General features: G+C 42.1%; 25 protein-coding genes. 4 read left to right on the plus strand and 21 right to left on the minus strand.

From position 1 onward, the window contains the following. Positions 1–8: 8 nt before the first annotated feature. The 18 genes from MKY52_RS29145 to MKY52_RS29230 all read right to left on the minus strand — a co-directional run bounded on the left by MKY52_RS29145 (position 9) and on the right by MKY52_RS29230 (position 18,211). On the minus strand, positions 9–902 hold the full coding sequence (locus MKY52_RS29145; protein WP_341055297.1) for a response regulator transcription factor: 894 nt from the start codon (positions 900–902) through the stop codon (positions 9–11). Continuing rightward, positions 847–1,887 (minus strand): ThiF family adenylyltransferase, encoded by a 1,041-nt coding sequence (locus MKY52_RS29150; protein ID WP_341055299.1) that lies wholly within the window; start codon positions 1,885–1,887, stop codon positions 847–849. Before MKY52_RS29150 ends, MKY52_RS29145 begins: the two co-directional genes overlap by 56 nt. Before the next feature lie 72 nt (positions 1,888–1,959). Next, complete coding sequence (locus MKY52_RS29155; RefSeq protein WP_042188823.1) at positions 1,960–3,513, minus strand: ABC-F family ATP-binding cassette domain-containing protein; 1,554 nt, start codon at positions 3,511–3,513, stop codon at positions 1,960–1,962. A 336-nt stretch (positions 3,514–3,849) separates the two neighbouring features. Next, positions 3,850–5,349, minus strand: coding sequence for a serine/threonine protein kinase (locus MKY52_RS29160; RefSeq protein WP_341055301.1), 1,500 nt, complete (start codon positions 5,347–5,349; stop codon positions 3,850–3,852). Positions 5,350–5,469: 120 nt separating this feature from the next. Next, a complete protein-coding gene (locus tag MKY52_RS29165) occupies positions 5,470–6,537 on the minus strand; it encodes an SAM-dependent methyltransferase (RefSeq protein WP_341055302.1) in 1,068 nt (355 codons plus the stop codon). Further along, positions 6,534–7,316 carry an ABC transporter ATP-binding protein gene (locus MKY52_RS29170; protein WP_076283544.1) on the minus strand — a complete coding sequence of 261 codons (783 nt, stop codon included), beginning with the start codon at positions 7,314–7,316 and terminating at the stop codon, positions 6,534–6,536. The genes MKY52_RS29165 and MKY52_RS29170 overlap by 4 nt, the downstream gene beginning before the upstream one ends. Further along, positions 7,316–7,639 carry a thioredoxin family protein gene (locus tag MKY52_RS29175; protein WP_339265077.1) on the minus strand — a complete coding sequence of 108 codons (324 nt, stop codon included), beginning with the start codon at positions 7,637–7,639 and terminating at the stop codon, positions 7,316–7,318. Before MKY52_RS29175 ends, MKY52_RS29170 begins: the two co-directional genes overlap by 1 nt. Further along, a complete protein-coding gene (locus MKY52_RS29180; protein ID WP_076283543.1) occupies positions 7,636–7,980 on the minus strand; it encodes a cyclic-phosphate processing receiver domain-containing protein in 345 nt (114 codons plus the stop codon). The genes MKY52_RS29175 and MKY52_RS29180 overlap by 4 nt, the downstream gene beginning before the upstream one ends. 2 nt (positions 7,981–7,982) lie before the next feature. After that, the gene (locus tag MKY52_RS29185; RefSeq protein WP_445671051.1) at positions 7,983–8,840 is read right to left on the minus strand and encodes a deoxyribonuclease IV; all 858 of its coding nucleotides are present in this window, start codon (positions 8,838–8,840) and stop codon (positions 7,983–7,985) included. After that, a complete protein-coding gene (locus MKY52_RS29190; protein ID WP_341055306.1) occupies positions 8,830–9,645 on the minus strand; it encodes an Fpg/Nei family DNA glycosylase in 816 nt (271 codons plus the stop codon). The genes MKY52_RS29185 and MKY52_RS29190 overlap by 11 nt, the downstream gene beginning before the upstream one ends. A 46-nt stretch (positions 9,646–9,691) precedes the next feature. Beyond that, positions 9,692–10,480, minus strand: a complete 789-nt coding sequence (locus tag MKY52_RS29195; protein WP_341055309.1) for an HAD-IIA family hydrolase — start codon at positions 10,478–10,480, stop codon at positions 9,692–9,694. A gap of 284 nt (positions 10,481–10,764) precedes the next feature. Then, positions 10,765–11,712: a ribonuclease Z gene (rnz, locus tag MKY52_RS29200; RefSeq protein WP_341055310.1), complete on the minus strand. Its 948-nt coding sequence runs from the start codon at positions 11,710–11,712 to the stop codon at positions 10,765–10,767. A gap of 144 nt (positions 11,713–11,856) precedes the next feature. Beyond that, positions 11,857–15,234, minus strand: coding sequence for a methionine synthase (gene metH / locus MKY52_RS29205; RefSeq protein WP_442950259.1), 3,378 nt, complete (start codon positions 15,232–15,234; stop codon positions 11,857–11,859). A gap of 174 nt (positions 15,235–15,408) precedes the next feature. Beyond that, positions 15,409–15,834, minus strand: a complete 426-nt coding sequence (locus tag MKY52_RS29210; protein WP_341055313.1) for a FixH family protein — start codon at positions 15,832–15,834, stop codon at positions 15,409–15,411. Positions 15,835–16,082: 248 nt separating this feature from the next. Continuing rightward, entirely contained in the window at positions 16,083–16,868 is a 786-nt protein-coding gene (locus MKY52_RS29215) for an HAD family hydrolase (RefSeq protein WP_042188841.1), read from the minus strand. A gap of 33 nt (positions 16,869–16,901) precedes the next feature. After that, complete coding sequence (locus MKY52_RS29220) at positions 16,902–17,429, minus strand: hypothetical protein (protein ID WP_149647306.1); 528 nt, start codon at positions 17,427–17,429, stop codon at positions 16,902–16,904. Between the two features lie 49 nt (positions 17,430–17,478). Further along, positions 17,479–17,688 (minus strand): DUF896 domain-containing protein, encoded by a 210-nt coding sequence (locus tag MKY52_RS29225; protein WP_042188845.1) that lies wholly within the window; start codon positions 17,686–17,688, stop codon positions 17,479–17,481. A 109-nt stretch (positions 17,689–17,797) separates the two neighbouring features. Further along, the gene (locus tag MKY52_RS29230; RefSeq protein ID WP_339241620.1) at positions 17,798–18,211 is read right to left on the minus strand and encodes a LysM peptidoglycan-binding domain-containing protein; all 414 of its coding nucleotides are present in this window, start codon (positions 18,209–18,211) and stop codon (positions 17,798–17,800) included. Between the two features lie 295 nt (positions 18,212–18,506). Here MKY52_RS29230 and lexA point away from each other — a divergent pair, with 295 nt between their 5' ends. The 4 genes from lexA to MKY52_RS29250 all read left to right on the plus strand — a co-directional run bounded on the left by lexA (position 18,507) and on the right by MKY52_RS29250 (position 21,089). Further along, the gene (lexA, locus tag MKY52_RS29235; protein WP_341055317.1) at positions 18,507–19,133 is read left to right on the plus strand and encodes a transcriptional repressor LexA; all 627 of its coding nucleotides are present in this window, start codon (positions 18,507–18,509) and stop codon (positions 19,131–19,133) included. Between the two features lie 274 nt (positions 19,134–19,407). Further along, positions 19,408–19,746: a L,D-transpeptidase gene (locus MKY52_RS29240; protein WP_042188851.1), complete on the plus strand. Its 339-nt coding sequence runs from the start codon at positions 19,408–19,410 to the stop codon at positions 19,744–19,746. A 149-nt stretch (positions 19,747–19,895) separates the two neighbouring features. Next, positions 19,896–20,276 (plus strand): hypothetical protein, encoded by a 381-nt coding sequence (locus MKY52_RS29245; protein ID WP_042188853.1) that lies wholly within the window; start codon positions 19,896–19,898, stop codon positions 20,274–20,276. Between the two features lie 234 nt (positions 20,277–20,510). Next, complete coding sequence (locus MKY52_RS29250) at positions 20,511–21,089, plus strand: hypothetical protein (protein WP_149647305.1); 579 nt, start codon at positions 20,511–20,513, stop codon at positions 21,087–21,089. 125 nt (positions 21,090–21,214) lie between these two features. Here the strand turns inward: MKY52_RS29250 and MKY52_RS29255 are convergent, their stop codons facing one another. From MKY52_RS29255 to MKY52_RS29265, 3 genes are all read right to left on the minus strand, one after another. Next, positions 21,215–21,997, minus strand: a complete 783-nt coding sequence (locus MKY52_RS29255; RefSeq protein ID WP_445671043.1) for an MBL fold metallo-hydrolase — start codon at positions 21,995–21,997, stop codon at positions 21,215–21,217. Continuing rightward, positions 21,994–22,494 (minus strand): cupin domain-containing protein, encoded by a 501-nt coding sequence (locus MKY52_RS29260; RefSeq protein ID WP_341055322.1) that lies wholly within the window; start codon positions 22,492–22,494, stop codon positions 21,994–21,996. Before MKY52_RS29260 ends, MKY52_RS29255 begins: the two co-directional genes overlap by 4 nt. Before the next feature lie 133 nt (positions 22,495–22,627). Beyond that, positions 22,628–23,251: a DUF4352 domain-containing protein gene (locus MKY52_RS29265; RefSeq protein ID WP_076298757.1), complete on the minus strand. Its 624-nt coding sequence runs from the start codon at positions 23,249–23,251 to the stop codon at positions 22,628–22,630. Positions 23,252–23,401 lie beyond the last annotated feature (150 nt).

A 23,401-nucleotide genomic window follows, 5' to 3' on the forward strand; every position in this document is an offset into this window, starting at 1 on the left:
AAATAGTCTCAGGATGTGGTGCCGCCTTCGGGCGCCCTCATTACATATCCTGTTCCGCGAACGGTGTGAATCAACTTGTTCCGGTGACCTTTATCCATTTTCAAACGGATATGTCTGATGTAAACATCTACAACATTGGTATCTGCGTGAAATTGGTAACCCCATACTTCCTTAAGTATCTCGATGCGAGAGCATATCATTCCTTGGTTCGCAGCGAGATAATACAATAGATCAAATTCTTTGGGTGTCATTTTTAACTCGATCCCGTCGCGACTTACAAACCTGCGGCTGGGATCGAGCATTAAACCATCGACTCTCAGTATTTGATTTAAATTTCGACGCCGTCCAGTAAGAGTTAACAAATTTAGAATTCTGTGTTTGAATTCACCGGTATGTAAAGGCTTAGTCATATATTCATTACCCCCGGCTGAGAAGGCCGAAACTGCCCCAGTTCCAGATTCAGATTGTTCACCGGAAATCACCATTACCGGTAGTATCATCCCCTCAGCTCTTACAGCGGAAATTATGTCCCAGCCTTCCCAAGTCCCCACCTCGCATAACTCAGCAAGCAGCAGTACCGGTTCTACTTTTGATATGGATAAGCGGAGATCCTCGGGATCTTCGCTTTTTGTTGCTTCAAGTCCAATATCTTGTAGCACATTTTCTATAACGGTTCGATCTTCTTCTCTACTACTGCTATCAGCCATATACCATATTATTTGCTCAATCACAAAGTTCCCCCATATCCATATGACTTGCACCAGCATCACTGCGGTACGTATAGAATTCCCGGAAAACAAAAAGACCATTCCTACGAAATGGCCTGAACACCTATTTACAGCTTCTTTATCCAAAATATCGATGATAAAAGCTCCGAGCAGCAGCAATATCTTTTGTTCCATGAATCAACGCTCTAGCATCAGCAAAAATTACTAACCGATAAGGCCCTTCTATAAAAGAAACCAGATAAGCGTTGCTGTCCACGCTTCCGCTTCCTAAACGAGACAAACGGTCCGCAGTTTCCTGCAAGTTAAGCTTCTGTGGTCTCGCAGGGCGAATTTGTACTGTATCCCTTCCACAAAGAACATCGCCTCGTTCGGTATTCGCTGCCATTAGATAGGGATAGATCGGATGACTCCCACAAGAAGGGCAGTTTTTCTTTTTGGCAGCTTTCACTCCGATTTCGTGGTATTCATTCCGCCACACATCAAACGTTAACAGTTTGTTTCTTAATTGATCTTTACGCTTACCTAGTAGTTTCAGCGCCTCTGCCGTTGCATTTGCCGTAACTAGTTGTACTGCTTGCGGAAGTATACCTGCGGTATCACAGGTATCACCTCCTAGCGGTACTGTACCTAGAAGACAATGGAGACATGGAGTTTCTCCTGGCAAAATCGTATAGGTTATTCCATAACTGCCTACACATGCACCATAGATCCAAGGAATACCGTGCTTTTGCGCCATATCATTAATAATGAGCCGAGTATCAAAATTGTCTGTACCATCCATGATCAGATCAACCCCTGAAACAAGCCCTTCCAACTCTTCGGCACGAACATCTATAACATAGGCTTCAATAACGACCTCAGAATTAATCTGTTGAAGTCTGCGCTGCGCAGCAGCAGCCTTAGGCATACGTTCAATAGCATCTACCTCAGTATAGAGCTGTTGCCTCTGAAGGTTACTCCACTCTACATAATCACGGTCAGCTAAAATAATTTTACCTACCCCGCAGCGTACCAGCGTCTCTGCAATCCCTGTACCAAGCGCACCTGCTCCCACTACTAAAACACTAGACTGCGCAAGCCCTTCTTGTCCCACTGCTCCAAATGGCTCAAATCGCACCTGACGAGAATAACGATCTTCACGACCATCTGTATGAATCATTCGGTTTCCCTCCCCGTATCCAAAAACCGGAGAACAGCAGATCGTCTGCTATTCCCCGGGAGTATGATGATTCTATACTTGTACTGCTGACCACTGTTCAACATCCCAAATTTTCGTAACCCAGTCTTCATAGAAATCAGGTTCATGGGAGACGAGCAGGACTGTTCCCTTATATTCTTGCAATGCCCGCTTCAGCTCAGCCTTGGCAATAACATCAAGGTGATTTGTAGGTTCATCGAACAGAACCCAGTTGCTCTCACGCATCAACAGCTTACAGAGACGAACCTTAGCTTGTTCGCCACCACTCAGCATGCTAAGCGGTCGTGTAATATGCTCATTTTTCAGACCACAGCGAGCTAGATGTCCACGCACTTCATTCTGAGTGAGACTAGAAAATTCATTCCAGACATCCTCAATAGGTGTAAGATTAGCTGCTTTCACTTCTTGTTGGAAGTATGCTGAGTTCAGATAATCTCCTAGATAAGTTTTACCGCTATATGTTGGAATCACGCCAAGAATAGTCTTCAGTAGCGTCGATTTTCCGACACCATTGCAACCAGTTATAGCGATCTTCTCTCCACGTTCAATGGTCATGTTCAGCATAGGTAGAAGCGGACGGTCGTAACCAATTTCGAAATCAATGCCTTCGAAGACTGTTTTCCCGCTGGCCCGACTTTCTTTAAACTTAAAGGTAGGTTTTGCAGCTTCTTCTGGTCGATCAATTCGATCCATACGATCCAGCTGTTTCTCACGGCTCTTCGCCCGTCCAGATGTGGAGGCACGAGCTTTGTTACGCTGAATGAAATCCTCTTGTTTCTTAATAAAGTCCTGTTGTTTCTCATAAGCATCTATGTGTTGGATCTTATTCATCTCGGCCATATTCAGGAATTTCTCGTAGTTCGCAGTGTATCGAGTAAGTTTACCGAACTCCAGGTGATAGACCACATTTACGACTTTATTCATGAATTCCGTATCATGAGAGATCAATATAAATGCATATGGATATTGCTTCAAATAGTTAGTTAACCAGTCGATATGCTCAACATCCAAATAGTTGGTAGGCTCATCCAGCAATAGTACATTCGGTTTCTCAAGCAGAAGCTTCGCGAGCAGAACCTTTGTGCGCTGACCCCCACTTAGTGAAGCGACATCACGGTCAAGTCCAATAACGGAAAGACCAAGACCATTTGCCATTTCCTCCACTTTTACATCAATAAGATAAAAATCTCCGATGTCCAGCTGTTCCTGAATGTCCCCCATTTGCTCGAGTAACATCTCTAACTCTTCAGGAGAAGCGTCGCCCATCTTTTCAGTTATAGTTAGCATTTCCTGTTCCAGCTCTAAAAGTGGCAAGAAAGCGTCCTTCAATACATCACGGATGGTTTTCCCTGGCGTTAAGATCGTATGCTGATCCAAGTAACCGTAACGGACGCGAGGCGTCCACTCTACTTTTCCACTATCCTTCAACAGTTTTCCAGTCAAAATATTCATAAGCGTCGATTTTCCTACGCCATTTGCTCCTACGATTCCTACATGCTCACCCGGTAGCAACCGGAAAGAAACATTTTTAAACAACGTCCGATCCCCAAAATTGTGGGAAACGTCTTCTACACTAAGTAAACTCATAAATTCTCCGCAAGCTCCTGTCTATACTTAAATAATGCGTAATAAGAAGAAACGACGTTGTGGTCTTTTAAAGACGACAAACGTTTCTCGTAAAAATATAAGGATAAAGTATAGTGTGAAGCATATACTTTCTTATATTTCAAGCAGAAACGTCTTCGGCGTCCCTATAGGACGGTAAGCGTTCATGCAAGAAATATAAAGATAAAGTATAGTGTAAAACTTATACTTTCTTATATTTTTCAAAACACGTATAAATATATATTTTAACACACTTTAATGCAACACTGAACTAAAAGTTAGTTGAGTGAAAAGAGGAAGCATAGAGAACCGCTTTATTCAGCCTTTCTTTTGAAAAAAACTACGGCTTTTCCCCTTACTGGGTACATCTAATACTCCCTCAAACATTTCATTGATCACTTCTACCAACTTCCCCTTAGGCTTGAATGGATCTTGCTGAAAGGGTAGTCCATAAATCTTATCTGTACCTATAGCGGTCTGCAACAGTTGTACAGTTGAGGGTTCTGCGAGTGGTAACCCCACCCTCCAATTCGTTTCAGGCTGTAACCTTTTACGCCTAAGCCACACAAGTAAATCTTCGAGTCGCCAATCTGCACCAGAAGTAATTAGGATCGGCATAGCGCTATATTTGAACTCATCAAGCGCCCCTTCATATTCCCCAACGCCAAGATCCAACACTACAAATTGATAATCCCCTCTCAGCAAATCAGCCATTTTTCCGTGAATAGGACGTTTCCAATAATGCACCCCTTTCCATGAAAAAGCAGATATCTCATCCTTGGATGCAACAGTTGTAATCTGTGTCTGTAACATGCTGCGAATGCGTTCATAAACCGATGAATCAGGAGAAAAATCAACCCATGCAGTTGCCCCCTTCTGCGCAAGTAAGCTACTCACTGCGAATGAAGTATGTGTTGTTCCAAGACCTGAGGCAACTCCGAGTATGGCAATGACCATCGCTTTTCGCTTTTCTAGAGAATCTGGGATTAAAATAGTAAAATCATTTCCTCTATCCATTTCAGATTCCATACGAATTAGTGCCTGTAGAACTGCTTCTGCATTTTGATAACGCTCCTCAGCGTGATGTCGTAATAAGCGTCTTATGATTGGAATAATGCCAGATGGCATATGGTTATAAAGCCTATTCTCCATCCCAAACTCCCATTGACTACATTGCCCTCCAGTTGCCATATAGAGAATTAATGCTCCTAGTCCATATAAATCGGATACCGGCTGACTCTGCCCACTTCCATATTGCTCAGGTGCCGCGAAGCCAACCGTACCAAGCTTAACCGTATCTTCAGAGATACCGTGTTTGTAGCTACGTGCGATCCCAAAGTCAATTAACATCAGCTTTTTTTGCAGTGTCAACATGATATTTGAAGGCTTTAGATCACGATAGATAATCGGTGGTTGATGACTATGCAGATATTGAAGGACTTCTAAAAGCTGTTTAGCCGCCTGAATGATGAAGTCACTTGGCAAAGGTCCGGGATTATCCTTCATTAGCTGACTCAAGCTCACACCTTCAATATAGTCCATGATTAAATAGGAATACCCTTCTCGATCTGGAAGATAGAAATCGACAATACGCGGCAATCGTGGGTGATCTAGTGTAATTAACATATCGGCTTCCGCTTGGATGTCAGAATGCAGCTCATCTAAGCATAAGCTTTCTTTTACAGCCCATCGTTTACCCTTTAGACGCAAATCATCCGCCAGATAAACAATACTCATCCCACCTGATCCAATCAGTCCCGAAATTTTGTATCTGTCATCAATAACCTGTCCCATCTTAAGCTTCGTCTCAAAATGCAATTTAACTCCTCCTTTTCGCAATAAAAAAAGAGAAAGCTTCCGCCATTAATGTTCTTACCGCAAAATACGGCTAACATTAATAACGGGATGCTTTCCCTTAGTAAATTAAAATTTGTTTGATTAGTATTTAATCATATAAAGTGTGATCTCATCACGATTATGGAACAGCTGCTTTGCACGCTGAATCTGCATGCGCTCCCCTTCAAACATCGCAATAATTTCTTTGATCATCGCAAGTGGTTTCTTATGCATCAGCTTTACAGTCACAATGGCTGTCCCACCCGTCGACAGACTGTGTAGCAGCCCGGTTACAAGCTTCGCCATCAGCTTAGGACTCCAGCTCATATCGCATACGAGTAGATCAAATTCATTATCGCGGAATTTCACTTCTCCTGCGTTTTTACGAAGAATTTTCAAGCCCGGATAATTACGAAGGGACTCATGCATTAACGCAGGGTCAACCGCCGTAACCTTCATTCCACGTTCCAGTAAGAAAGAAGTCCACCCACCTGGAGAAGCACCAATATCTAACGCATTACGGAAACTGTAAAAAGGAATATCAAACTCCTTCTCGGCTTCCATTAGTTTGAACTTGGCACGTGAGATTTGTCCATCTTCCTTACGGAAACGGATGGCACCGCCATTCCAGCTAGATAAATTCGCTTCTGGTCTGGACACACCTGCATATAAAGCATTCCCGTCTGCGTAGACTGAAATAACCCAGGCTGGATCTTGCACAGTAAATTCTGCGCCTAAGCTCTGCAATTGCTCTTGGAGCCATTCACGAAGTTCTCCTGGACTGTCCTGCCAGAAGGAAGGATCACCTTTACGAACGTTCAGGGATACCTTCTCACCCTCAAGCTCAGTGTGGCGACTTAAATACACCGCCAAACGCTGTAGAGCTTCCATGGTTCCTTCATCCTGAAACTGAACAGGTTGTATATGTCGCAGGAAAATGGGAAGATTCTGTGTGAGTAGGCGCGTTACTTCCTCTGGTTCAGATTGCAATGTAGCCAGAAAGATTTCTCCTGGTAGTAACAAGGTACTCTTCACAGCACCGAATAAACGGCGAAGCTCTTCTTGCGCATAAGGCGCAAATCCGTGATTAGCTGTACAAATATATCGTGAATACACTTCTTCTTCCGGAGCAATGTTCTGCTCTTCGGTATCTTGTCTTAAATCGTTCAAATCGTTTTGCCTCCAGGTCTAATTTTAATCCAGGGACGACCGCTATCCCATTCAACATCAACAGGAATATCATAAGTGGCCAAGATCATTTCTTTCGTTAATACTTCTTCTTTCGGTCCAGATCCAGCTAGCTTACCCTCACGGATTAATGCAACATGCGTGAAAAGCGGGACAATTTCTTCCACATGGTGAGTTACGTATACTACAGAAACATTACGCTGTCTCAGCTTGTCTATTTCAGCCAGCATTTTTTCCCTTTCATATAGATCAAGGCCGGCACATGGCTCGTCCATAATTAATAGCTTAGGGTCAGCCATAAGACATCTTGCCAGCATAGCCTTTTTACGTTCCCCCTGTGACAAGGTCCCAAAAGGATGAAATGCCATATTGCCTAGATTCATATCTTCCAGCATGCTGATTGCTTTCTCTTTTACTTCGGAGGGGATCGTCTCGTAGAAACGCAAATAAGCGTAAGCACCTGTTGCTACGACCTCCCACACCGGATCTTCTAATGACATCTTTTCCATCAAGGAAGGCCCGATATAGCCAATTTCTTTACGAACCTCACGTATATCACATTGTCCATATTTATAACCCAGCACTTCTACAGTCCCTTTGCTAGGAAACAAATAACCAGTCATCATCTCTAAAATTGTGGTTTTACCGGAGCCATTCCGTCCCAAAATGACCCAGTTCTCACCTTCTTTAACTTCTAGCGACACATCGTCCAAGATTAAGTTTTCTTCCCTGCGGAGAGATAAATGTTGTAATGAAATAATTATGATATAACACTCCTTATGTATTCCAGTACTCGCTCAACTGAAACCATGGAATAATAAACTTTCGGATCATCTTCCCGTTCTGCAGAAGCTACAAGTAGTGCAGGAACGCTCGTAATACGATATTGTTGTACCAAATTCGGCAGCATGTTCACATTGCCTGCAACCATTTGAAGTTCAGCAGGCAATAGATGAGCCGCCACCTCTAACATCCGTTCAGCAGCCTTACAAGTACCGCACAGTGGAGTGTGTAAGAATACTACCAGCGGTTCTCCTGAACTCTTGAGCGCCTCCAGTAATTCCACTTCATTCATTACCTTCATTTCAAGTTCGTCTCCTCGGCGATATCGCGAAGCTTATCAGAACTTAGGGGACCATTTACCAAAAGCATCCCCTCAGGTTTAGCAGTATATAAGATCTCATACATTTCTTTTCGCCCCCACAAACTGGAAGTGTGCAAATAGATTTCTCGGGGGAATAGTCCTTCCAGTACGATCCGTCTGGCAACTTCTCCGCCCGAATAATCACCCGGCCCCATATCGTAATCCAGTGATAAAATATCCACCTCGCACTCACGCAGCATTAGAAGACATTCTTCCGTCGAACGAGCCAGAGCGAACCCTTTAGGTACCTTTCGAAGATCATCCATATAGATATGAATCACAATTACGCCTCCGCTTCAAACCAGCCACGCACAGTAGCAATTTCTTTTCGGTGACTGCCATCCGCACCCTTCTCCGTTTCCATGACAACAGCTGAGCTTCGTAAAAGCTTGGAGGACAATAAGCTTTTCAGCCCCTGCTCTCCAATATGTCCTTGTCCGATACCAGCATGTCTGTCGCGTCTTGAGTCGAAAGGAAACTTAGAATCATTTAAATGAACAGCAACAAGATGTCGCCAAAATCCAAGTTGCTCTCCTCGTTCAAGGAAGGCTTTTGTTCGCTCAGGGTTCCAGATACCAGCTGCGTAAGCGTGACAGGTGTCCAAACAAAATCCTATTTTCTCCGGAAATTGGCTAAGCTCTCGAACTTTCACGAGTTCTTCAAGTGTAATCCCTTCATTTCCATGGTTGCCCGCTTGATTCTCTATAAGCAGCTTAGTACGACCATCCCAGGACTGAAGCACATCATTCATACATTGTATAATATTTTGATAGCCTTGTAACGGCTCCATTCCACCAAAATGTCCAAAATGAACAACGATGCCTAATGAACCACAAGCTTCTGCAATCTCTAGATCATTTAAGAGAGAATCTACATAAACCTTTCGCGGAGTAACATCATCTACACCAGCCGCCATGTTAATCCCATAGGGTGTGTGAGCAATCGAAGCAATCCCTTCGTCTTGGCAAAAGAGCGCACAATCCCTCGTATCTCGTACATCTACCTGTTTAAGTTTCAAACTACGCGGATTTTTAGGGAAATATTGAAAACATGTTGCACCGCTCTCCCAAGCGAATCGGGCAGCTCTCCCATATCCGCCGCGAATGCTAACATGTGCCCCTATTTTGGGGCTATTCGTCATGCTGACAGTTTGGGCAATAAAACACTTTGCGTCCAGACTGCTCTGTTTTGATAATCGTTCCCCCATCACGAAGACAAGACTCGCCTTCACGATCATACACTTTACATTGATTATTATATGAACCTGTAACAGTATCCCCAGTCATAAACGGCATTTCCATATACCCACCAATTTCAGTGGCCTCAGTCAGTACTTTTTGGATGCTCTCATAAAGACGGGCTATAGATTCAGATGTTAAATTTTGTACTTGTACAGAAGGTAAAAGCCTAGCTTCAAAAGCAATCTCATCAGCATAGCAATTCCCGACTCCTGCCATCACATGCTGATTTACTAACAGGCTTTTGAGCGCACCTCTCCGTCCCTTTAATAATCCAGTGAATCTTTCCAGCGTCATCCGACGATCCAGCAGCTCAGGCCCAAGCTTACCCATTGTGGCTTCGCTTTCCTTCACCGACAGCAAATGTAGATAGCCTAAGCGAAGTCCAATGAAGTAAAGGATATGATCTCCAAATGCGATTTCGACTTGTGTGTTACGATCCGGCCGTTCTTCCTCCCTGCCATAAAAAAGTATTCCACCAAGCATCAAATGTAAAAGTAGTCTTCTTCCATCATGAAGATGAAACAAAATATACTTGGCACGCCGCTCAACAAAAACAACACGCGCACCGATCAATGCATTTCTAAAAGCTTCTGTTTCCATATTAATTGATTTTTCTCTGTTCACGATTACATCAGATATTGGCACATTTATAATATGCTGACTAAGCAGCTTTCTATAATTCTCCATTTCCGGCAATTCCGGCATAGCTCATCGTCCCTTCTAGGTTGGTGAAGTAATAAGATCCTAGCTATTATACACCGAGAATCGTTTTAAGTTCAGTTAAATCGGCACAAATTTCATCCGGTGAGATTCCGGTAAGGTTTTTATAGTGGTCAAGATTTTCTGCATTGGTTAATCCGGTAAATACAAGAACTGTACGACAGCCCGCATTTACTCCAGCTGCTATATCTGTACGCATATTATCACCGACAACCACTGCATGTTCAGGCTCGATACCAAGAAGATCTGTCGCAAATTTGATTAAATGGGATTCCGGCTTGCCAATCACTACCGGACTCACTCCACTAGCAGCCTCGATGGCTGCTCCGATCGTTCCTGCGCCTGGCATAATGCCATCATCTGATGGCAGCATTAAGTCTGGGTTAGTGAGTACAAACTTTGCTCCTCCCAGAATCCAGCGCGAAGCTTGCGAGAGCGACGTATAGTTGAAGGAGCGATCGATGCCTTGCAGTACATAATCGGGTGAGTCTGTGACGATGCGGAGCCCAGCTTCGGTACAAGCCACATGCAAACCCTCTTCTCCAAGTATCGCCACTGCAGCCCCAGGTGATTCCTCAGCTATGTAACGTGCGGCCGCCATTGATGAGGTACATACCTCCTCAGCTTTCGCATCGATTCCCATTCCACATAAATGTGCAGCCACATTAGCCGCTGTACGCGATGAATTGTTGGTAACAAATAAAAAAGGAATGCCCGCTTCACGCAGACCTTTAATCAGTAAATCAGCACCAGGAATCATTTTATGCCCATGGTATAACGTACCATCTAAGTCAATCAATAATCCTTTAATCTGTTCCATTATAAATCCCTCTATTTCCATAAAAAAATTAATTAATGTAATAAATTAATAACGGTATTAATGAACATTCAACCTAAGCCCAGCTTGGATTTAGAATGATTAATAATACTTTTTGTTTGGTGGTATTGCCCGTTTATTTTCGGCAAGATTTCCAGCCATTCGCACCTCTTACACGCTGTAATTACTTTAAATCTAACACACTTCGTCGAATGAAATCGAACGAGAGACTCATCGAGCATTTTTTAGCATAGCACTGTCATTTCCTGCGCTTTCCCGGAAAATAATCATTTCCCCAATTGCCCGTTTTGTCTTCGATAAATTGGATATGTGCCGAATTCCTCCGCTAACAATGTCTCTGGAAAAACGAGCTCAGCTTCTTCCAGCAAAGGAATCAACTCTTCAGACGAACTGTAGCGAGAGCTGAAATGAGTCAACAATAGTTGGCCTGCATTGGCTTCCTTTGCTAGCTCTGCAGCTTGACGTGCTGTACTGTGATGGTATTGATACGCCATTTCTGCCAGATCATGAGCAAAGGTTGCTTCATGAACGATAAGGTCTGCATGAAGTGAGAGTTCTAAAGCTCCTGAACAAGGTCTTGTGTCTCCCAAGATCGTAACAATACGCCCTCTTTTAGGTTCTCTAACAACATCAGCAGCGCAGATACGAACACCGTCATCCGTTAGAACATCTTCACCTTTTTTTAATTTTCCATATAACGGTCCAGGCTTTAAGCCATAACTCTTTAGTAATTCCGTATTGAGGCTCCCGGGACTATCCTTTTCCGTTACCCGGTAACCATAGCTATCAATACGATGCTCTAATAATGCTGCCTCCACTTTAAAACCATTATCCTCAAATACCGTTCCTCCTGTATGCTCGACAATCTCAATCTTGTATGGAATTCGGGATTGGCTCACAGCTAAGGATATATCTAAGTATGCTTTCAATCCAGGGGGACCATAAACCGTTAAAGGAGATGTCCCTCCCTGATAACCACGACTAGATAATAAACCTGGAAGACCAAATAGATGATCTCCGTGTAAATGTGTAATAAATAGCTTTTCCAGCTTCCCTAGGCGAATCGGTGAGCGAAGAACCTGATGCTGAGTCCCTTCCCCGCAATCGAACATCCAAATGCTACGGCGTTCTTCCAGAAGTCTTAATGCAATCGACGTTACATTGCGTTGTATAGTTGGTACCCCTGCATTCGTACCTAAAAAATATAATTCCATCCCTCTTCCTCCCTTCTTCTTATTGACTGAACTATCTCTTATCTATTCTAAACGTCCTTCTTCCAGCAAAAAACCCCCCAGTTACGGGAGGTTCCGCTGAAAGGGATACAATCCCCCTACAGACCGGGTGTATAAATGAAAGAATTACAGCTTCTCTACATTAAAATACTGCGCTTCTGGATGAGCGAATACCATCGCCGAAACGGAAGCCTCAGGCTCCATCATAAAGCCTTCTGTAAGGTGAACACCGATATCCTCTGGGGATAACAGTTTAAATAGTGGTCCCTGATCTTCCAGATCTGGGCATGCAGGATAGCCAAAGGATACACGAATCCCTTGATATCTTGCCCCATGTCTTTGTTTCATGGTCATATCTGCAGGATCTGGGAAGCCCCATGTATCACGCATCATGTGATGAACACGCTCCGCTAATCCTTCTGCTACTTCCAGCGCTACAGATTGTAACGCATGTGAGCGTAAATAATCTCCATTATCCTTAAGGGCTGTAGAGAGCTCACGAACACCGTGTCCCGCAGTTACCACGAGGAATCCAACATAGTCCATCATTCCACTGTCGACCGACTTCAAAAAGTCCGCTAGACAGAGATAAGGCTCAACACCTTGTCTTGGGAAAGTAAAGGTATGCAGAATCTCGGCTGTATTCTGTGGATTATACACGATAATATCGTTACCACTTGATTGTGCCGGAAAGAATTGATACATCGCATGAGGAGTAATCGTACCTTCCAGCATCGCTTGATGTAGAATGTCATCGACAGTACCTTTCAACTCCACAGTCCGCTCATCACCAGCAGCTAATTGCGCCTCTACAGAACCTCGTAGTCCCAGATGGTGACCGAGCAGCATTTGCATGTTCACATAAGGGATAATATGCCCCAATGGATAATTACGAATGACATGGCGCTCTAAATCCGGTGGAACAAATACAGGTGCATCTGGAGATATTTTGGAGCGTACAGCTCTAGTCAGCGTAGGAAGCTCTTGCTTAGGAGCAACTGCCACTGCGGATTCTGCTTCCACTCGGATTTCCTCGGCAATTTTCTCCCGTTCAACAGGATTCATAAGCCGATTAGCAATATCGAGTCCATCCATAGCATCCTTAGCATATAATACCAGCCCATCATATTCCGGCCGGATACGTGTTTTGGTGAACTTGCGAGTCAAGGCAGCACCACCTACCATAATAGGCACATCAATCCCAGCCGTGCGTAGGTCTTGCGCAGTCAGCACCATCTGCTGTGCCGATTTTACGAGTAGTCCAGACAATCCGATCGCATCGGCTTTTTCACGACGAAACGCTTCGATAATGGTCTCAGGTGGTACTTTTATACCCAAATTAATGATCTGATAACCATTATTGGATAAGATGATCTCCACCAGATTCTTACCTATATCATGCACGTCGCCTTTTACAGTTGCCAGCATGATCTTACCTTTTACCGATGTCTCATCCTTCTTCATAAACTGCTCTAAATGACCAACAGAAGCCTTCATCACTTCAGCGCTTTGCAGTACCTCAGCAACAATCAACTCATTGTTATTAAACAGCCGTCCAACCTCTGACATCCCGGCCATTAGCGGGCCATTGATAATCTCCAAAGGTCCTGATTTGGTAAGCGCCTCATTAAGGTCTGGAATAAGTCCTTCTTTGGTGCCTTCAACTACATATGAAGCCAGACGCTCTTCTAGTGACAGGTTAGAAATTTTCTCTTTTTTCTCAACCTTTTTCCCTCGGAAGGCGGCTACAAAAGCAGCAAGCGTGTCGTCATTCGTATTATAAATTAATTCCTCCGCAAGACGACGGTCTTCAGCAGGAATAGACGCATAACGTTCTACCTTCTCGGTATTTACGATCGCATAATCCAACCCAGCTTTAGTGCACTCATAGAGGAATACTGAATTCAGCACTTCACGTCCTGCTTCCGGTAATCCAAAGGAAACGTTGCTGATCCCCAAGATCGTATGAACACCTGGAAGTGCTTCTTTGATTAGACGAATCCCATCAATCGTTTCTTTAGCAGAGCCAATATATTGTTCATCCCCGGTTCCTACAGGGAACACAAGCGTGTCGAAAATAAGGTCTTCTCCAGCTAATCCGTATTTGTTCACTAGTAAGTCGTAGGAGCGTTTGGCAACCTCCAGTTTGTCCGTAGCCTTGATTGCTTGTCCTGTCTCATCAATCGTACCCACTACGATAGCTGCGCCATACTTATGAATCAATGGAGTGACCAGCTCAAATTTTTCTTCACCATCTTCAAGGTTAATGGAGTTAATTATCGCCTTACCTTGACAGTACTGTAATGCCAGATCAATAACCTTCGGATCGGTAGTATCGATCATCAAAGGAACTTTAACCTTTTTTACAACTAATTCTAGAAACAGCTTAATATCTTCAATCTCATCACGGTCCGGATCTTGCACGCAGACGTCGATAACTTGAGCACCACTCTTCACCTGTGCACGGGCAATTTCTGAGGCTTCCTCATATTTACCTTCGACGATAAGACGTTTAAACTTACGCGACCCTAATACATTCGTACGTTCACCAACCATGTATGGACGGTTGTCGTTCTCAATATAAATAGGTTCAATCCCAGAAAGTGCCGGTGGATGATTTCCTGCAAGCGGACGTGGAGGGAATTGTGAAAGTGCCTCCGACATAGCACGGATATGTTCCGGTGTTGTTCCGCAACAACCTCCCGCAATGTTAAGCCATCCCTTTTCTGCAAACGCAGCAATTTTACGCGCAAGAGAATCAGGAGATTCATGATAATGCCCATTCTCATCTGGCAGTCCAGCGTTCGGATAACAACTCACAGCCGCTGAAGAGATTGCAGAAAGTGAACGAATATGATCACGCATGAACTCTGGACCCGTCGCACAGTTCAGGCCTATAGAGATAGGCTTCAGATGTTCTAAAGAAATATAGAATGCTTCAATGTTCTGACCGGCAAGTGTGGTACCCATCGGCTCTATTGTTCCCGAAATCATCACTGGCAATTTGATACCCGTCTTCTCAAATGCATTTCGAATACCTATACTTCCAGCCTTCACGTTCAAAGTATCCTGAGAGGTCTCTAGCAATAACGCATCTACTTGACCATCAATCAATGCCACTGCCTGTTCCTCGTAGCTATCAACGAGCTCTTGGAAAGTCACGCCTCCCGTAACAGAGAGTGTCTTTGTTGTAGGACCCATCGCACCTACAACATAGCGGGGACGATCTGGTGTATCATATTTATCAACGGCATTACGGGCTAGCTTTGCTGCAACCAGATTAATTTCACGAGCCCGCTGCGGAATATCATATTCAGCAAGTACAACAGACGTTGCACCAAATGTATTCGTTTCAATGAGATCAGCACCTGCTTCAAGATACTGCTCATGAATCGTCTGAATTACTTCTGGACGAGTTAATACTAGCATTTCATTACAGCCGTCCAATTCTTCCCCACCAAAATCCTCACCTGTCAGAGGCACCTGTTGGATCATTGTGCCCATTGCACCATCTAGAATTAATATTCTTTGTTGTAAGCTTTCCTCAAGTGTATATTTAGCCAACGTATAGTCCCCCCAGTAAAACATTAGAGTAAGTTTAGCAGAATAAAGGAATTTCGAAAAGCCTTCCTTTCCACTCTGCATTATCTGTAATCATAGGAATTGCTATTCTTTTAATTATGGTTTTACAGAGAGTTCTTTATTAGGCATAGAATGCTGAGTTCTAGCAGTTACGTGTGATGTAACAATATATTGTCCTTCTTTCGTTAGTGTTCCCTCTGCTTGATAGATTCCATCACTGACTAGCTTCCCTTTAAATTCAATTTTCTGTTCACTATCATCTTTACTCACAATTTCAAACAGAACCTCTTTCGCATCATCTACTGCCAAGTTGTCTTGCGTCACCACTGCTTCAAAGGTCACCTTCTGATTTACAACAACCTCTTCAGGATTCCAATGTAACTCGACCTTGATAGGTTCCATAGACATGTCCATGTTCATATTATGTACGCCAGAATGTTCAGTTTGGTCTGATGAACATCCTCCCAATACTAAAAGTGTTGCACCTAATAATAAAGGAACTATTGTTCTTGAAATCTTCATTTAGATTCCTCCCAGTCGAATTGATTACTAAGAATCTACCAATTCATGTTATACATTCTCCATCTATTATACACATTATTATTGGTTTTTCAGTATTTCGCATCAATTCAGCTAAACTCTTGTGACTTAAATCATATACTAGTAAATCTCATCTAACATACTAAATATGATGTAGATATAAAAAAGACAGCAAGTCTCCTAAATACCTAGGAACTCACTGCCTTCTTAAAGCTTAAATGAATGAAATTTTATAAAGATTGGACTAATGAAAGAAGCTCTCCAAGATGTTTGATTTCATAATCCGGCTGAATTTCCGGATCTGGCTGTTTGCCTTTTCTATTAATCCAAACTGTAGTCAAACCTGTTGCCAGCCCACCACGAATATCCGTTGTAAGCTTATCTCCGACCATAACTCCTTGCTCAGGTGCAATATCTAAAAGTTCTAGGGCATGCAGAAAAATTTCCTTATCCGGCTTTCCTTTCCCGAAGCTTCCAGAAATCACGATGTGATCAAAGAAAGGAACGATTTCAGGTACGCCATCTAGTTTCTCTTGTTGCAATGCAGGGCATCCATTAGTCAGAAGCAATAGCTTCACTTTCCCCTTCAGTTCTTCAAGCACCTGAATCGTTTCTTCATAGATGTAAGGTCGATTTCTACGCTCTGCTGCGAATTTGGCTGCTAATGTCTCAGCAAGAGCTTCGTCCTCTACACCAAGTGCTGCAAGACCACGACGCCATGCCTCTTTACGATATCCCGGTGCAAGCTGCTCCAATTGACGGAATTCCGGCTGTTCACCTGCAGTAAAGTTCCCCCAAAGTGCTTCAAACGGATTAATCCCAATCATCTTTGTAAACGGGTTCGTTTCGTAGGATTCATATAGTCCAATGGCTTCTTTACGCACCGCAAGTTCCAGTTCTTGTGGATCAATCGTATCCCCAGCGGCTTCACATGCAGAACGAAATGCTTCATTAACGCTCCGATCATCCCAGAGCAGTGTATCATCAAGGTCAAATAGTACGGCGGAAATTGGCATTACAGGTCTCCCTCTCCCATGGCTGGTTAATTTCTATTCGTGAACTACTTCAATTTGGTGAGCTTTTGCGAATGCTTCCAGTCGAGTCCCCATTGCATTGGTATCATAACGATTCATAAGTCTGGTAAAAATCCATTTCGTGCGTTTGCCTTTATGCTTAATTACAACAGCTCCACGCGAAAGGATGATTTTTTCAATATCAGAAGCTGGCAGATAACGTTCGCGGTTGAATTTTATAGTAGATAGTCTAGCATTCTCTACCTTCAAGTACGGACGTCGGAAGAACAGAAGTGCCGCTAGTAAGTAGTACAAAACGACTCCTAGCCAGTTCATAAGCATACCATTACCTTTGGCCTGGTCCACTGAACCAACCATCCAAAACATAGTACCAAGCACTAATAACACTACTGGAAATGCAATGTTACGGCCTTTAAAGGTTTCACTGTTCTTACCAGGAGATTTAGATTTAGATGCGTAAATCGTTTCCTTCCCCTGTTTCTTTCTTTGCTTATTAATTTGCTGCGTGTTGCGTTGAACCATTCTTTCCCAAGAACGGGCCATATGCGTTCCCCCTAGTCATCCAGTAATATCTATGAAAAGGAACAGGGTGTTAATGCTTACGCCCCTTGTTACCTTGTTCATGCTCATCATTATCGACCAATTCAATCGTATTCAATTGTGCTCGGAAGTTATTGCGAATATTCCCCAAATAAATTTCACGAAGCTTGGCGCGTTCCGCCGTTTCCTCTTGATTAAGGCCTACGCTCTTCTGTTTGCGTGCCAATTCGTTAATACGCGCGACCAACTCATCAATATTCAAAACTTTCCCTCCCCTTATAAATTAATTCTAACTCTGCCATGAGAAAAAGAGCTTGTCAAGGTTTACTCCCTGCAAGCTCTTCATGTCCTCTTGTTATGTTCTTAGAATATTAATAAATAGGTAAAGTGAGAATATCTCCAGCATTAATCTGACTACCTTTAATGCCATTGAATTTTTTGATTCCTTCTATATATACAGCCGTTTTCATATCAGAAGGTTTATTCTCAAGAGCAATACTCCAAAGTGTATCTCCACGTTCAACTACTACGCGCTTCTCATCCTTCATTAAAGTAGTAGATCCTGCAAATACATTACCTACTACTGTAAGTCCTGATAGTACGAGCACAATGATCAATGTCAGTTTAATAACAAAATCTCTACGGAACAAACGCATCAAGCCTTCAAGCAAAAGCTCTGTAATCTCTTTAATCTGAGCTGAATAACGGGTAATAGGATTATGTCCTAAAGATTCAACCACTGGGGCTTTATCGTAGATGCTGCGGTATGTACTGTATTTTAACATGAATATCATCCTCCAAACACTTGTTCTTACTTTTGAAATTATAATAACACGAACATGTGTTTTGTTCAATACTATTTTAGAACAATTGTTCTCTTTTTTTCAGAGGTTACTATTTACCATATTCTTCATATAAAGAATCACTCTTATCGTTTAGATGAAGGAAACGCAATCAAAACAAGACTACCATTTATTAACTCTTTCGAATTAATATTTATAATAGTTAGAACTTATGTTTGTGCGAACGGTAGTTCTATGTTATAATTTTCCCAAACATTACTATATGGGGTTGATTCCAATGTCAAAGATTTCAAGTCGCCAGCTGGCGATCCTGGAATTTATACGTAGCGAAGTCCGCAGCAAGGGTTATCCTCCTTCCGTCCGGGAGATTGGAGAAGCTGTTGGTCTTGCTTCCAGCTCCACAGTTCACGGTCATTTGGATCGGCTAGAGAAGAAGGGACTTATCCGTCGAGATCCAACGAAGCCTCGTGCGATAGAATTGCTTGGCCAAGAGGATTCCGAGAATGTCCATCATTTCGCGCAAACCGTCGCTCGCATTCCTGTCGTAGGTAAGGTTACCGCCGGGATTCCTATCACTGCTACTGAGAATATTGAAGACTACTTCCCGCTTCCAACTCACTATGTTGGAGATAACAAAGTATTTATGTTATCGGTTCAAGGTGACAGTATGGTCGAAGCTGGGATTATGAATGGCGACTATGTTATTGTTCGTCAACAACAAACGGCTGATAACGGAGATATCGTTGTAGCTATGACCGAAGAAGATGAAGCAACCGTTAAGACTTTTTATAAAGAACGTGATCATATACGTCTTCAGCCGGAGAATCCGGCGTACGAGCCTCTTCGCCTTAATCGCGTAACCATTCTCGGCAGAGTTATCGGATTATTTCGAGATATCCACTAAGTATGCACTCCTACCATGCGAAAACGGATACCGCCCTTTAAAGGACGGTATCCGTTTCTACGAGAAGTATAAGGATAGGGAATATCGTAAAAATATATACTTTCTTTTATTTTTTTAAAAAGCTGTTCTGCAAATGCAGAATAGCTTTTTTATTGTTATCAAACTCCATTTATCAATTACAGAACATTTGTTCTCGTAGGCTAAAATGACCATTTTTAATGAATAACCGTTTAGGCATCCTCCTCATATCTTAATTAGAAAGGAGTGTTGCACAATGCCAAATTACCGGATTATAGTTGATCTGACGCAGCGTATGCTTTATCTTCTAGATAACGACATTGTGATCAGGGGCTTCCCAGTCGGAATCGGTAAAATGTTAACTCAATCACCACTCGGTGAATTCACAATCATTAACAAACAACCCGATCCAGGTGGTCCATTTGGGGTCTTTTGGATGGGTCTATCTAAGCCTCACTATGGAATACATGGAAATAATGATCCCTCATCCATAGGGCACGAAGTATCCCACGGTTGTATTCGTATGTACAATGAAGATGTGTTAGCACTAGCTGCGATTGTTCCTATTGGAACACGAGTAACGATCAGGAATTAAATCTATCTCTATAGATAAACACGCCTCACTCATGGTTCAATGGAGGGGGCGTGTTTGTATTTATGTATTTTTGATGACCTAATAGGAATTATGTGGTTATATGTCGAATAATGTTAACAGGATTTCAAATTGAAAGGAAGTGTCTCGTTTTGAACAACTCAAAAATTAGAACCCTCGTCGATTTTAAAGTCGATGCACTTGTTAAACTCTCTGGCTTATTGTTAAATAACGATCAAGCGAGTGGAAAAAAAGTAAATTTACTCACCTCATTCGGCAGTATTCAAGGGACCATCTCCCCTTCCACCTCCAATAAAGAGGATGTTTTTGACTTAAAATCTCTAATGGATGATGTCATTGTAGATGAATACATATCTTATTTAGGTGCGGAACATCCCGATAAAAATTTCAGCTATAACTTTGTAGTCCTTAATGATGTTTCTGTAAGACCCTATACTCACTATGAATCTCCGATCGAATACAAACAGCTAATTGTTTATACTGATCAAATCACAGCCTTCAATTTCTTATGATTTTGACATATTTATTTTAAATGCTCTCAACAAAGCACTCCAGCAGTTGCCCCAATTTTGCACTCAGCTTGCAAAATCGGCAGATCTCTGGGTGCTTTCTCTTTTTCTAATCAGTAGTCGTTTCCTAAATTCCCACGATTTTCGCTCTTAACAGATACTAGTAGAGAGAATTCAGGCATATCTTTCAATAAGCAATAAATCTTGCTCTACTGAGATCATTGGAGGTGTGATTACATGCTGATTTTCTTGATGTATATGTTTGCCATTGTAGGAGGAGTCTTAATTCTAAGTGCCGTTATTATAGAATTAAAAAAACTATCTACTTCTTCTGAACTTTCTAAGCTGTTAAACGCAACCTCATCTTTTAATATTATATTCACCAAAACATTCATTCCGCCCAATCAATCTCACTTGATCGCCCTTAATGAACCTTATAAAAAAATAGCAATAGGTACCAGCAATCCGAAAACAAGCAAAAAAGCAATAGCAAAGCTATACTCGTTCGACAATATAATGGGATCAGAGATTGTTGTTAACGCACTAACCCTTTCAAAAGTATCTAAAAGACAACAAAACAGCAAATCAACTGCTTCAAGTGCGGATATTAATGTGGTTAATAGCGGTGACGAAGAGGCTGATGTTATTGAGGAACTTACGCTTAAAATATATATGAACAGCAATGAAATACCTGTGTATAGTATTTCCTTCTTGCCAGGATTATTGCCCATTCAACAATCCGATAATCAATATAAAGAAGCTTACTCCCAAGTCCAACAATTACATGCGTTCTTCAGGTCGATCGTATCCGAATGAATGCCCCCCTTCCGCCTATTATTACTTCACTTTACCTTTCCCAATTAGAAATTTTGAAAACCTTAAGGAAAGACAAAAAAACGGTCCTTTTGAGAGGGCCGTTTTCGCTGCATCCAACATTCATTTTAAAATTGCACACTAAATCCGTTAAATTGATGAATGCCCGTACCATGAGCAACAAGATCCCGTTCACGTAATTCACGAACTGCCTTCATAACCTCTTGCAAAATAGCTGGATCTAGACCCAACGTATTATGAGAGCCGAATACTTGAGATACATTTGGAATTTGCGCAATCTTTTCTAAAGAAGCCACTAAATCTGCCGGACTAGTAGAGGGATAAAAAGCATAAATTGGCGTAACATCATACAACAAATCCCCTGTAAACAGATACCCGTTGGCATGATCAAAGATGCTAATATGACCTGGCGAATGACCCGGTGTGTGGTAAATTTCTAATCTACGCCCGCCTAAATCAAGCACATCTCCCTCTCGCAATAGAGCTGTTGGTTTTCCTTGATAAGGCGTATACGCATTAGGATCAAACGTCTCAGGAATAGGAAGAGTAATATCTCGGCTAATATCTTTTCTGATCTGGGCAAGGGTCAAACCTCGTATTCCATTAATTAGCCAATCCTCATCCTCTTTATGAACATAGATCGTCTCAAATTGTCCATGACTGCCTATATGGTCTGCATGCACATGTGTAGTGATGACAGTGATAGGTAAATCCGTTAACTGATCCGTTATTCTTTTTATATTATCGATGCCTAATCCCGTATCAATCAACACCGCTTGTTCTTTCCCTAACAACAAAAAAGAGTGCACCTTTTCCCAATGTCCATATTCACTGATTGCATAAGTAATTGGATCAATTTTCGTGACTGTGAACCATCGATCTTGAATCAAGTGTGATCCTCCATTCCGTTCCATTTCTCCCTTACCTGCTTTTCTCCTTTATAATAGTCCGCTTGTTGATCCGCCTGATAAATTTCTTGATAGGGGAGAATGTTGATTTTACCTGAGTCCGGATATTCGCAAACATCTATGCCCTGGTTCGTTCGGAGATCAAGATACTTGCAAGGGGCGTCCGTATGATTATAAAGTTGATGCGCTCCTTCAGGTCCCATTTCAAAAAATAGCACATCACCTTCAGAAACCTCACTAAAACCCTCTGGAGTTCTTAACATCGCTTTTCCCGTCAAAATCACAAATATTTCTTCAGCGTTTCTATGAAAATGATAAGGAAAGGAATACTTATCTGGATCAAGCGATCTTATGTCGAAGACAAGATGTTTAGAATCAGCGATCTCAGCTAACCTCTCACTCGTATGCCAAGCAAACTCAGGGATCGGAGATAACTTTTGTTTAAATGAAACAGTATTTTCATTAAAAATCTTCGCCAAATATAACACCCCTCATCCATTACGCTTTTCTTTCAATATAATCGGTTTGGTACTTTATGTAAATGCAGATTATCAGGTTTAACAATAAAAAAAGCCCCGCCAGCATTGGCGAGACTCTTATATGTGAGATATCCTATTTATTTTGAAGAACGATTTTGATTTCTCCATCTGAACTAAAACTTAAAACCGTAAAATCAGTATTGATTTCAAGTTCTTTCCAATCCTTAGGAAGCTGGTAAGCTAGTTTGCCACGAATTTTCTTTCCCGCAGCTAAAGCGCCGTCCATTGTTCCTACTTGACTATCCAAAGTATGAGCCAAGAGATCTTCATTTATGGAGAAGCTGTCTTGGTATGCATTGAACATTAGCATAGAGCTTACCATATAATCTTTACTGGAAATATTCTCAAGTATAATTCCGATTTCTACAAACTCATTACCCTCTGATGGTTGTACATAATCATTTCCCTTAGGCTTTTCCAGAGATTCAACTGTAAGCTTAAAATTCTTAGTTGTGATGGTTTGTCCAACTTCAGTTATCATCGTTTCCTTTGGCTCTTCTGTAGGCTTGCTGGTAGGCTTTTCCTTTTCGACCGGTTTCTCTGTTGCTGCAGTATCATCTACCTTTGCCACTGCTGGTTCTGATTTTGATACTGTAGGTTCACTATCATTCCCCTGTGATCCAATCACCCCTATTACAACAAAAACAATAATAAGCCAAAACCACCATTTTTTAAAAAAAGGTTTCTTTGTTTTCAATATTCTACTTCCTCTCAGATAATATCCATCTCCAACTTTTGCTAGGAAAATATACCCATATTATCCTATGAAAGATATACCTTTGCAAGAAAAATATAAAATAATGTCAGATGATAAGAATAATTGTGACTGTTATATTAAATTCCATTT

Source organism: Paenibacillus sp. FSL P4-0184 (assembly GCF_038004625.1).
In the GTDB taxonomy this organism is placed as follows: Bacteria; Bacillota; Bacilli; order Paenibacillales; family Paenibacillaceae; genus Paenibacillus_AQ.